This is a genomic window from Actinomycetota bacterium, from assembly GCA_005888325.1.
In the GTDB taxonomy this organism is placed as follows: Bacteria; Actinomycetota; Acidimicrobiia; order Acidimicrobiales; family AC-14; genus AC-14.
The window spans coordinates 28,996-40,401 of the sequence record VAWU01000064.1 but is presented as its reverse complement, the minus strand read 5'-3'; the positions used below and the strand labels follow the sequence as shown (position 1 = coordinate 40,401).

The following is an 11,406-nucleotide window of genomic DNA, read 5'->3' as shown; positions in this document are numbered from 1 at the left end:
CGAATCACCAGCTCGGCGTAGCGCACCGCCAGCGGCTGCCCACTGTCCTGCCACACCTCCAGCACCAGCGAGGTCGTGCGGTCGGGACCGAACAGGCTGTTGCCCCGCAGGAGCTGTCGACCCTGGCTCAACTGGGCCAGCACCAGGGCGTCGATGGCTTCGCTGTGCAGCGGCTCTTGGCCAGGGATCTTGGTATGGCTGAAACGAGTGCCCGCAGCAATGGTGCTGTCCCAGTCGACGCGTAGCAAGACCTCGTACCAGCCATCGGTGTCGAAGACCACACCCTCTTTGGCCACGCGCACATGCGGCGAGCCACCGGAGGACTCCAGTTCGATGGGCGTGAGTTGGCGATCGGCGATCGCGACGGGTCGCATCGTGGCAAATCGGATCTCGTCACCTGTGGCCATGACCATGAACCTAGATGGCAGGCGTCAATGGGACGCGGCCGACGGGTCGTTCTGTGACGACACGGTCTCGGGGACGAGTCGCGCCGTGCCCCCACCTGGGCGGCGACTCGTGTCTCCCGCGCTGGTCATCCGGGTGAAACGGCTTGGGCACGGGTCATGCCATGACCGGCGTCCCGGAGATGACCGTATGCGAAGCGATCATCCGCTGATGGAGGTCGATGCCGGACCTGACGCGCTATTCCACCCCTGGAGCTTTCCGGCCGACAGGCCGATCGGGCGCCCGTCGCACGTAAGGGGGCAGGAACGCGCGGTCCTGAAGTAGTGCCGGAAGCGGTGCGCGTGCAGGCAAGCCCTTGTAGCGCGTGGCCGCGGTTGACGGGCGGTGTTGCGCCAGCACGTCGACGAGGTAGGCCTCGATGTGCTCGCGCGTGACCGCGCTGGCGATCGTGGGCATCCCCCGCGCGGCCAGGAACGTGGCGAACTGGCGCAGTGTCTCGGTGTAGCCACCGATGGTCCGAGGTGACTTGTTCTCGGCCACCAAGCTGATGGCCCACGACTCCGCGAGCCGGGCGATGGACCCGACCTCGGTGTCGGCGGCGTTGTGGTTGGTGGTGAGCATCTCGTTCTCCTCCAGTTAGGAGGTGTTGATCCGGTGTGCTCACCGTCCCATCACTGCGGCGCAGGTGGGTGACTCCTCTGACCTGCGACAACGCGGGTGTTGTGGGCGCTGAGGGACTCGAACCCCCGACCTCCTCCTTGTAAGGGAGATGCTCTAGCCAGCTGAGCTAAGCGCCCTCGAAACCGCCCTTGACTCGGGATCTCGCGGCGGAGATCGCTCTCACGTTCGAGTTCAACGCTCGGAGAGAAGATAACCATGGCCGTGATCACCCGACCGCGGGCGACGGTTCCCGCCATCAGCGTAGATGACCTCATCCCCTCCTTCCGCTTGTCGCTCAAGTCACGTCGAGAACGCGGGAGGCCAAGGGTGTTAGTTGGCCCCGCGTCCCCCTTGGGGAATGCGACAGGCGGGGCGGTACGAGGTCGCACCGACGTACCGCCTCCATTCATCGCGGGTGAGCTGACGGTTGGCCACCCGGCATGCCAAACGCGCCCAAGTGGCAGTCCGCAGGTCCCAGCTCGTGATCACGACGCGATTGCCGTTCGGGTCGGCGCCTGTCTGCGACACGAACGCCACGATCAGAGCACGACCCGACGGGTCGAAGGCGATGCTCGTATCAAAGTAAGTCTGACTCGTTGCCTGGTCAGGCGTGAGTTGATCACCTGTCATCAGTGCTCTCCCGATGAGCAAGCCCGACTGAACGTCCCAGAGGGTGACGCCGTCTTGGCCTGCGGCCGCCAAGACCGTGCCATCGCGGCTGAAGGTGACGCGGCGTACGGATCTCGCCGCAAGCGACTCACCTGTGGATCGGGCGCGCCGAAGATCCCAGAAGGCAACTCGGCGGTCGTCGGCCCATGCGAGCACGTGTCCGTTCGACGCGAAGCTCACTGCGGAGCAACAGTCCTGCCGTCCTCCGGGTCCACGGAGCCGTCGCCCGGATGCAACGTCCACAAGGCCGCTTCGCCGGCTGACCCGCCGCCGACGCCGGCGAGCGCCACGGTCTTGCCGTCGGGGCCGAACGCGATGTCTGAAGGCAGCGTGATGTCGGTCGGTACCGGCCAGTGTGGTCTGGGCGCGCCTGACCGCACGTCCCACAGCGCGACGGCTCCCGGCCCTGCGTGGCTGGGTGAGCACGCAGTCCCAAGCGTGCGATTCCCTGGAGCAACAGCCATGCTGACGACATTGCAGTCCGGAGGCAGCTTGCTGGCGCGCCCGACTGTTCGTCGGGAGGCCACGTCCCAGAGCTGGACGGCCCCCTCCTCGTTGATCGCGGCCAGGAGCCGACCGTCCGGACTGAACACGAGCGGCGTGAACGGCTTCGCCGTTGTTACGAGGCTGTTCTGGCGAACGGGCCGCGAAGGCTGCACGTCGAGGACCTCGATCCCGGACGTAGCACCCTTGACAGCAGCGAAGCTACCGAACGGATTGAGTCCCACTACGCCGCCCGGGCTATCGATTTGCATCACGCGTTTGGCGAGCAGCGGATCTTCTCGAGTGGCCCACAGCCGCACGGTGCCATCGGCGGTCGCCACCGCGAGGATGCTGCCGTCCGGGCTGAAGTCCGCCGTCTCCCGCACTCCCTCCATGCCCGTCACCAGCGGAGCGGGCAGACGATTCCCCACCGCTGTTCCGGAGGTGGCGTCCCAGAGCTGCACCGATCCGTCACCCGCTCGCGAGGCCAAGAAGCGTCCGTCTCGGCTGGCGGCAATGAGCTCGTCATCGGCCGCGAGCGTCGGCAACTTGCCTCGTGTCATGGCCCTGCCGGTGACGGTGTCCAACTCGATGATCGGTGCCACGGAGCCGACGTCGAGGGCAGTCAAGCGAGCGTTGTCGGGACTGAACGCAAGCTTGAGGCTCACGAATCCCCCGATCGAGCTGGAGCCAGGGCCCCGCCATGGTGGAGTGCGTAGCGCGCCCGTTCTCGAATCGCGGACGGCGATCGTAAGGCTGTCGTGCAGACCGATTTCCAAATGTGCCGATGCCAACAGCGCTCCGTCCGGGCTGAAAGCGATTGCCTGAGCCCCTTCGTCGAATGTGCTCAGCGCGCCGCCGGTAGCGAGGTCGAAGAGCTTCGTCGAGTGAGACCCACCCACCGCAAGGACACGCCCGTCGGGGCTGAATGCGAGGGCGGAGCCTTCGAGCGATCCCGTCTCCAGTTGAGTGCCGAAGGGCCGTCGTTCTGGGAGGTCCATGAGTCGGATGCTTTCTCGCGACTGGCCTGCGGCGGTCGTGATCGTCGTCGCGCTGGCCAGAACCTTGCCGTCCGGCCGAACTGCGAGCTCGTGGACAAAGCCCCCATCTGGTGACGTCGGCGGTGACAGCTGGCGGCCACTGACCATGTTCCAGAGCCCTATCCCGTCGGAGGCGGCAATCGCGAGAAGGTTCCCGTCGGGGCTGAACTGCACCTTGTAGGGAACCCGCAAGCCATACAGGAAACGGCGCAGCGTCGGCTGCGCGAGCAGGCCGGCAAGCAGGCTGCCGCGCGCCTGGGCGTTCGGCTGCACGTGGTTCGCCTCCACCGCCAGGAGGAGACCCAAATCGATCTGTTCACCGCTCATCGCGTTGAGGGCGCTGGCGGCGAGCTGGCGCGAGAGGTTCGTGGTTGCCTCGGCTTCAGCCCGCCGCTCCGCACGACGTGAACTGCGAGCATTTCGAATGGCGGATCCGCCGCTGATCGCCGCGGCGAGAAGCAAGACGACGAGAGTGATCACGGCGGCCCGGGCAAGCCGGATCGCACGACGATGGCGCCGGACATCTTCGGACTCGAGCTCGTCTTTGGCCATGCCATGTATCGGCGCGGCAAGCTCGGCTACGGCTTGTCGGAAGCGCGAATGCCGGAGGTCGAGTTGAGTCTCGTCGCGCGCCCAACGAAGATCGAGATGCCGGGGTTCCTCCTCAAACCGTCCGAGGAGTGCGGGCGGCAAAGCCGACGAGAGTGGCGAGTCGTAGTCCTTGCGCGCAGTGGACCAAACCAGCAGGCCGTCGGTAACGACAGGCAGGATGCGCTCGCATCCCGGTGCTCGCACCAGTACTCGATCTCGCGATTGACCCACGGAGAGGCAGCCGCCTCCGGCGAGGCCATGAGCAGGAACCATGCCGACTCGTCGAGGGCGCGAGCGATCGATCCCCACAGCTGAGGGTCTACGGACAAACCCGTGTCGTCACGAAAGACCCGCAATGCCCAGCGCCGGTACCACGGCCGGGCCAGGCGCTGCAGACCGGTCTGCACTGCGGGTGCGAGACGCCCGTCGGCCGCGTGCGAATAGGAGATGAACGCGTCGTAGGCGGAACCCGAAGTCGACATCGAATGGTCGCCCCCTCGTCGCCCGGTTCGACGTACGCGCATCACAGCTCGGCCGTGCCCAGCTCCTCGAGGACCTCCAGCAACATGCCGGCGGCGCGGGTGGGAGCGTACGCCGCTTGCAGGGCACCCGGGACGCCGTCGACCCACGCGCGACGGTCGCGGCGTCGAGTTGGTCGATGGCTACCACGAACCCCGAGGCGTGCGCCCGCTCGAACGCACGCAGGTGCTCGGTGGCGATCTGGGTGAGGCGGCCACCCAGGTCGTCGGGTCACACGTCTTCCTCGGACCGCACCCGCACACCGGCCGTGCGCAAGGCGACCGTGGTGACGCCCTCCTCGCCGCAGGACGGCGACCGCGCCTTGAGCACGGCATCCGTGGCCGAGGTGGCCGCTGCCAGCGCGACCGTGGCCCGCGCCCCGCGCACGAACGCGTCGGTGACGTCGACCCCGCCGTCGGTGACCACACGCCCGTCGGAGTGCGCCTCAGCCGCAGGTCGCGGTGTCGCGAGGCCACCCATCGTCTCGGGACACACGGGGATCAACCGATAGCGCGACGCGAGCGCCCGGACGACGTCGGACGGGTTGGCCTCGCCGCGATGGTTGCACCGAACCCCGAGCAGACACGCGGATACCAGGATCGCGGGGCGGGCGGGGCTACCCTCGGACACGGACCGACGCTACTTGGGAGTTCTACCGCGATGATGAGCCGCAGCGAGAACGACGCCGGCGAGGATCTCGTCCGTCAGTATCTGCGCGAGATCGGCTCGTACGACCTGTTGACCGCAGCCGACGAGGTGGAGCTGGCTCGAGCGATCGAGGCAGGCAACAAGGCGAAGCTCGAGCTCGACAGCGGAGCGACGCTCGGCGCGGCACGACGGCGCGAGCTCGAGTGCACGGCGACGACGGGCATGGCCGCCACGAAGCGCTTCATCCAATCCAACCTCCGCCTCGTGGTCTCGATCGCGAAGCGCTACCAGTCGTCGGGACTGCCCCTTCTCGACCTGGTGCAGGAGGGCAACCTGGGACTCATGCGCGCGGTCGAGAAGTTCGACCACCGCAAGGGGTTCAAGTTCTCCACCTACGCCACCTGGTGGATCCGCCAGGCCATCAGCCGCGCCATCGCGGACAAGGGCCGCACGATCCGCGTGCCGGTGCACATGGTCGAGACCGTGGCTCAGGTCGGGCGGGCCGCAACGAGACTCTCCCGCTCGCTCGGACGCGAGGCCACGCCCGAGGAGATCGCGCGCGAGACGGGTCTCACCCCCGATCGGGTGGTCGAGGCGCAGCGCGTCGCTCCCGACCCTGTCTCACTGTTCGAGCAGGTGGGAGACGACAACGCCGAGCTCGTCGACTTCCTCGAGGACCGCAACGCGGAAGCACCCTTCGAGGCGGCGGCAGCTGCGATACAGACGAGCGAGCTCCGTGCCGTGCTCCGATCGCTCTCCGACCGTGAGCAGCGCGTGCTCGAGCTGCGGTTCGGGTTGATCGGCGAGCGTCCCCGCACGCTCGAGGAGGTGGGACAGGAGTTCTGTCTCACGCGCGAGCGCATCCGTCAGATCGAGGCGAAGGCGCTGTCGAAGCTGCGCCACCCCTCGACGCCCCCCAGCCTGCGTGACCTAGCCGCGCTCTGACGCCGCCCGGGCCAGCGAGGCCAGGGCACCCGCGGTCTCGTGCTGCAGGTCGGGCAGCTCGTCGCGCGGGAACCATCTCGCCTCGACGATCTCCGGCGAGCTGGGGCGCACGGTGTCGAGAGACGCCGCCGCGATCGGGCGTGCGCGGAACACGATGTCGACGCGCCGCGCGCGCGGGTCGACGACGACCGCGGGCTCACCGATCGTCTCGATATCGAGGGCCACCTCCTCGCGCGCCTCGCGGCGCGCCCCGGCCGCCGGCTCCTCGCCGCGGGACAGCAGCCCTCCCGGCACTCCCCACTGCCGACGGTACGAATGCCGAACGAAGAGAAGCGTGCCGTCAGGACGTTCGATGACGCACATGGCGCCGACAGTGAACGAGGGGTAGAGACGACGCACCGCGAACCGACGCGCCGGCCGGGGCAGGCGTCGAAACATGTGAAGGAGGAGCAGATGGCCCCGACGCAACATCCCAGCGATGCTAAACGCCTGGCGTGCGCGGTCTGATCACCCGCGCTCAGCCGCGCCGCTACGGTTCCGTCGTGACCGTGTGGTTGGGCACCGCGGGTTGGTCGTACTTCCCCGACTGGGTCGGCTCGTTCTACCCACCGGGCACGCAGCCCGCCGACGCCCTGGCCCGCTACGTCGAGGCGTTCTCGTTCGTCGAGATCGACTCCTCCTTCTACGCGGCCCCGGCCGCGCCGACGGTCGAGCACTGGGCGGAGGTCATGCCGCCGGAGTTCCGCGTCAGCGTGAAGGCGCCGCGCGAGCTCGTTCAGGAAACCGGCCTGTGCCCGCCCGAGCCCGCCTTCGCCCACTTCCTCGAGCGGCTCCTCGCCCCACTGCACTCGCGTCTCGCGTGCGTGGTCGTCCAGCTGCCTCCGTCGTTCGCACGCGAGGGCGAGACCGAGGCCGCGCTGCGCGGCTTCGTCGCCCGCTGGGCGCCCGTCGCACCGCTCGCGGTCGAGCTGCGCGACCCGTCGTGGCTGGACGACGAGATCCTCGCGCTCCTCGGTGACCACGGTGTGACCTGGGTGTGCAACGACCTTCCCGCCATGCCCCGCGCTGCCGCGCGGGCGTCGGCGTCGCCCGTCTACGTGCGGCTGCTCGGCCCTCATCGCGGGCTCGACGGGAAGGCCCACGTGCAGCGGCCTCAGCCCGAGAGTCGGAGCTTCTGGGCGGACCGGTTGGTCGAGTGGGACGACGCCGGGGTGGACGACGCGTACGTCGTCGTCAACAACCACTACGAGGGCCACGCTCCGGCGACGGTGCGCGCCCTCGCTGCCGAGCTCCGGGAGCGACACGTCGCGGTGGCTGTCGGCCCGGGCCGTCCGGCCGGCCAGCAGCCGTTGTTCTGAACGCCTGCACACGCGCCTACGCTCACAGGCAATGGCCGCCATCGACGTCGCCGGTTACGTCACCGAGCTGAAGGACCACGCGGTCGACCACGGCTTCCACGTGCACGACGAGCGCCACTTCGTGGAGACGTACTCGTTGCGTCAGGTGTGGGAGGTCGACCTCCATCCCGAGGAAGGCTGCAACGGTCCCCTCGACCTCCACCTCACGCTGGAGGTCGAGCCGCGCATCCTCCTCGCGTTCGAGGACGTCGTCGCCGAGCTGGCCGACGACGACGACCCGCCCGACGAGTTCCACTTCCCCCTCCAGTTCACCTGGGCGCTGCCGCCGCTGCCCAGCGGCCCCGACCTCCTCGTCCTCGCGACCGAGCTCGCCGGCATCGGTGGGCCCGACCTGCCGCTCGAAGTGTCTGCGATCGACTCGTTCGGCTCGGTCACCGACGCCGCGGAGCGCAGCCTCACCATCGTCGCCCGGCAGCAGGTCTCCCTCGCCCGGGTCCTCGCGGGCGAGGAGCTGCTGTGCGACGTCCTCGACGCGTGCCTCAAGGTCAGCCGCTACCTGCTCGAGCGCGCGCCCGCCTGGTTGGGCTGACGCTCGGGACAGCCCGCGGCTCAGGGAGTCTGCAGCGGCGCGAGCCCGGCCATCTCGTCCATGGCCGCGAGGCGCGCGTCGTCGTCCATCGTCGTGGCCCGCTCGGCCGCGTCGAGCGCGAGCGGCAGGAGCCCGAGGTCTCCCGGTGTGCAGAACGCGTGCACGCCCGGCGTGGACAGCGCGAAGTGCACGCCTCGCGCGATCGAGTCGGGCTCGCGCCGCGGCTCGTACCACGTGGTCGCAAATCGATCGCGGTCGTCGTCGCCCCACGGTTGGCGGGCCACCGCCTTGATGGCCATGACGCCGAGGTCGCGCTCTGCGCAGATCGAGAGAAGCTGCTCGGCCGCTCGGCGGTAGTCGACATCGGCCCACAGCCGGGGGTAGACGGGGAACATCACGGTGTCGAGGTCGTAGCGGTCGAGCGCCTCAACGAAGGTCGCGGGCGCGGCGAGGCCGTGGCCGGTGATACCGACGAAGCGCGTCAACCCCTCGTCGCGCGCGCGCATGATCGTGGCGGCTGCGTCACGGCGCTCGTCGAGCACGTCGACACCGGTGACGGCGTGCATCTGGTAGAGGTCGACGTGGTCGGTGCCCAGTCGCTGCAGCGACTCGTCGAGCTGGGCGCGCACGCCGTCAGAAGCGCGGCGGGTGGTCTTCTCGCCGATGAACAGCCGGTCGCGCACCGGTGGGACGAGGGGGCCGACAGCCCGCTCGGCCTGGCCGTAGCGCGGGGCGATGTCGAGGTGGTTCACCCCCCGCGCCAGTGCCGACGCGAACGCCGGCTCCGCCTCGTCGGTGGTGGAGAGGGCGAAGGCCGCCCCGCCCAGGATGGCCACGCTGCTCTCGTGACCCGTGCGACCCAAGCGTCGACGCTGCATGGCCGACAGTATGCGTCGGCGGCCATGATCTGCGCGTGGGCCCGCTGCTCGTCCGTCGCCTCGCGCTGCTGGTCACGGTGCTGACGTTCGCCGGTGCCGGGCTCGCCGCCTGCAGCAGCGGCGCGAAGCCCGAGTCGTCGCCACTCGCGCTCACCGCGCTCCGCGCCGAGGCCGACCCGGTCCGGGGTGGGCGCATCGTCGACGGGGAAGGGCGCGAGGTGCTCCTGCGAGGTGTGAACGTGAACGCCCTCGCCGAGTACTGGAAGGGCGTCGACTTCCCGACCACGTTCCCTCTCGCCTCTGATGACACCGCGCGCATGCGCTCGATCGGTTGGGACGCGGTGCGCCTGCTCGTGTCGTGGTCGCGCATCGAGCCCGGCCCCGGCCACTACGACGAGGCGTACCTCGACCAGGTGGCGCGCACCGTCCGTCGCCTCGGACAAGCGGGGCTCTACTCGATCATCGACTTCCATCAGGACGCGTGGGGCCCGGCGACGGCCGCGCGGCCGGGCGAGCGGTGCGTCCCGCCCGCCGTGCCCGGTCTCGGCTGGGACGGAGCGCCGGCCTGGGCGACGCTCGACGGTGACCTGCCCCGCTGCACCTTGGGCGCGCGCGAGATCAACCCGGCGACGATGCGCGCATGGCAGGCCTTCTTCACGGACGAGAAGGCCTCCGACGGCGTGGGCGTGCAGACGCGTTACGTCGCCATGCTCGGCCACGTTGCCGGCCGCTTCGCCCGCTCGCCAGAGGTCGCCGGATACGACCTCATGAACGAGCCCAACGCCTTCGTCCCCGCTGACAACCAACGCCTCGCCACGATGTACCGGCTGGCGGTCGCCTCCATTCGCCGGGCGGAGCGAGCCGCTCACGGCTCTCCCCACCTGATCCTGTTCGAGCCGTCCGCGCTGTTCTCGGCCATCGGCTCGGGCCCGCCCCCGTCGTTCAGCCGCGACGCCGACCTCGTCTACGCACCTCACATCTACACCGGTGGCTTCACGGGTGGACCGATCACACGCGCGGCCTTCGAGACCGCACAGCGCGAGGCGCGCGCGCTCGGCGGGGTACCGGTGTTGTCCGGAGAATGGGGTGCCGACCCCGCCCGCGCCTCGCGACCGGACGACAGCTACTTCGTCGAGCATCAGCAGCTCCAGGACGACTTCCGCGCCGGCGCCACCTTGTGGACCTGGAGAGAGAGCTGCGGCGATCCCCACAAGGTGAGCGACCTGCGAGCCGGCCGGGTGCCCGGCGTGTGGGGCGAGTTCGAGGTGGACTGTCACGACAACTCGGTGACGGGCACGCGCGACGCGCTCGTCGCGCAGCTGCGCCGCGGCTACGTGCGCGCCGCCCCCGGCAGGCTCTCCCGCACCCGCTGGGACCCTGACCGCGCCAGCCTCGAGGCATCCGGGCGGGCGGGCAAGAACGGCGGCGGCGATGGCGCCCGACTCGTCGCGTTCCACCCCGCGGCCCGCCCCGCCGACGTGCGGGTCACCGTGCGGGGGCTCGACGCTCCCGATCTCCTGGCCGTGCGAGGCGGTGGCGTGCTCATCTCGGCCCGCGCCCACGGTGGCGCGTGGTCGATCAGGGTGGCGCGCCTCAACGGGCGGTGATCGGCGCTTAGGCTGGACGGGTGTTCACGGCGCGTATCCGCCTGACCGGAATCCTCGGCGTCGTCGGCGCGACCGCCCTGCTCGTCGCGGGCTGCGGTGGCTCCTCGGGGTCCGCCGCGCGGCCGACGACGAAGGCCAGGATGGAGATCGTGGCGCCCACGCCGAACGCCGTCACCGGCCCCGACTTCATTGTCAAGGTCGACGTGCTGGGCGGCCGGGTCGTGAGGCAGACGACGGGCAAGCTCACCTCCACCGAGGGCCACGTCCATCTCACGCTCGACGACACGCCCTACGTGATGTCCTTCAGCAAGGAGCAGGACTTCCACAACGTCGCTCCCGGCCAGCACTCGCTGCAGGCGGAGTTCGTGGCCAAGGACCACGCGCCCTTCACCAACCGGCCCCGCGCCTTCGTAAGCTTCAACGTCCAAGGTTGAGACCGCAGCCGGCGACGACGCCGTCGGACACATGGGCGCTTTCCGGCGGTGCGGTCGCGGCCGCGGGCTGCGTTCTCCTTCTCGTGCGACCGCAACTGCTGCGCGCGTCGTCGAACCCGACCGCCACGATCATCGTCGTCTTCGTCGCACTGCTCGCCGTCGGCCTGGCCTGGCCCGTCGGGCGCGAGCCCGCCGTGGCCGTCCGGACGACCGCGCTCGTCGTCGGGCTCGGCATCGTCGCGTTCGCGCTCGGGCGGCTCATCGGCGGCGGCACCGCCCCCGCCTCCCCCACCGCGAGGATCGTGGCGCTCAACACGCTCGCGGCCGTGGCCGAGGAGGCGTTCTTCCGGCGGCTCGTCTACAGCGCGCTCGTGGCGTCGGGCCCGGTCTTCGCGGTGGGAGGCTCCGCGCTGCTGTTCGCCCTCGTCCATCTGACCGTGTACGGCGCATGGGTACTCCCGATCGACCTGGCCGCAGGTCTCGTACTCGGCTGGCAGCGGTGGGCCGGCGGCTCGTGGCGTGCGCCCGCGATCACGCACGCGTTCGCCAACCTCCTGGTGGTGATCTGATTGCGTCGACT

At 69.7% G+C, this 11,406-nt stretch carries 10 protein-coding genes, 1 tRNA gene and 2 pseudogenes (1 of these 13 only partly in view); 5 read left to right on the top strand and 8 right to left on the bottom strand.

From position 1 onward, the window contains the following. The 6 genes and pseudogenes from E6G06_19085 to E6G06_19060 all read right to left on the bottom strand — a co-directional run. Positions 1 to 407, bottom strand: a pseudogene (locus E6G06_19085) (hypothetical protein) (it extends 175 nt beyond the left edge of the window). A 235-nt stretch (positions 408 to 642) separates the two neighbouring features. Then, on the bottom strand, positions 643 to 1,026 hold the full coding sequence (locus E6G06_19080) for a hypothetical protein (protein TML87057.1): 384 nt from the start codon (positions 1,024 to 1,026) through the stop codon (positions 643 to 645). 99 nt (positions 1,027 to 1,125) lie between these two features. After that, a tRNA-Val gene (locus E6G06_19075) sits at positions 1,126 to 1,202 on the bottom strand. Between the two features lie 708 nt (positions 1,203 to 1,910). Continuing rightward, positions 1,911 to 3,584: a WD40 repeat domain-containing protein gene (locus E6G06_19070; protein TML87078.1), complete on the bottom strand. Its 1,674-nt coding sequence runs from the start codon at positions 3,582 to 3,584 to the stop codon at positions 1,911 to 1,913. Positions 3,585 to 3,671: 87 nt separating this feature from the next. Continuing rightward, positions 3,672 to 4,330: pseudogene (locus E6G06_19065) on the bottom strand (TIR domain-containing protein). A gap of 268 nt (positions 4,331 to 4,598) precedes the next feature. Next, a complete protein-coding gene (locus tag E6G06_19060) occupies positions 4,599 to 4,967 on the bottom strand; it encodes a DUF523 domain-containing protein (protein ID TML87077.1) in 369 nt (122 codons plus the stop codon). A gap of 60 nt (positions 4,968 to 5,027) precedes the next feature. On the opposite strand from E6G06_19060, the gene E6G06_19055 reads away from it, so the two are divergent. Then, on the top strand, positions 5,028 to 5,960 hold the full coding sequence (locus tag E6G06_19055) for a sigma-70 family RNA polymerase sigma factor (GenBank protein TML87056.1): 933 nt from the start codon (positions 5,028 to 5,030) through the stop codon (positions 5,958 to 5,960). Here E6G06_19055 and E6G06_19050 read toward each other — a convergent pair. Then, complete coding sequence (locus tag E6G06_19050) at positions 5,946 to 6,431, bottom strand: NUDIX domain-containing protein (GenBank protein ID TML87055.1); 486 nt, start codon at positions 6,429 to 6,431, stop codon at positions 5,946 to 5,948. The genes E6G06_19055 and E6G06_19050 overlap by 15 nt on opposite strands. Positions 6,432 to 6,454: 23 nt before the next feature. On the opposite strand from E6G06_19050, the gene E6G06_19045 reads away from it, so the two are divergent. Both E6G06_19045 and E6G06_19040 read left to right on the top strand, forming a co-directional pair. Further along, positions 6,455 to 7,318, top strand: a complete 864-nt coding sequence (locus E6G06_19045) for a DUF72 domain-containing protein (protein ID TML87054.1) — start codon at positions 6,455 to 6,457, stop codon at positions 7,316 to 7,318. Positions 7,319 to 7,349: 31 nt separating this feature from the next. After that, on the top strand, positions 7,350 to 7,907 hold the full coding sequence (locus E6G06_19040) for a hypothetical protein (GenBank protein TML87053.1): 558 nt from the start codon (positions 7,350 to 7,352) through the stop codon (positions 7,905 to 7,907). 20 nt (positions 7,908 to 7,927) lie between these two features. Here the strand turns inward: E6G06_19040 and E6G06_19035 are convergent, their stop codons facing one another. Continuing rightward, complete coding sequence (locus E6G06_19035) at positions 7,928 to 8,785, bottom strand: aldo/keto reductase (protein TML87052.1); 858 nt, start codon at positions 8,783 to 8,785, stop codon at positions 7,928 to 7,930. Between E6G06_19035 and E6G06_19030 the strand changes: the two genes are divergently transcribed. Both E6G06_19030 and E6G06_19025 read left to right on the top strand, forming a co-directional pair. Beyond that, positions 8,671 to 10,392, top strand: a complete 1,722-nt coding sequence (locus E6G06_19030; protein ID TML87051.1) for a glycoside hydrolase family 5 protein — start codon at positions 8,671 to 8,673, stop codon at positions 10,390 to 10,392. The two genes, E6G06_19035 and E6G06_19030, sit on opposite strands and share 115 nt — an antisense overlap. Beyond that, the gene (locus tag E6G06_19025) at positions 10,217 to 11,395 is read left to right on the top strand and encodes a CPBP family intramembrane metalloprotease (GenBank protein TML87050.1); all 1,179 of its coding nucleotides are present in this window, start codon (positions 10,217 to 10,219) and stop codon (positions 11,393 to 11,395) included. Before E6G06_19030 ends, E6G06_19025 begins: the two co-directional genes overlap by 176 nt. The last annotated feature ends 11 nt before the right edge of the window (positions 11,396 to 11,406 follow it).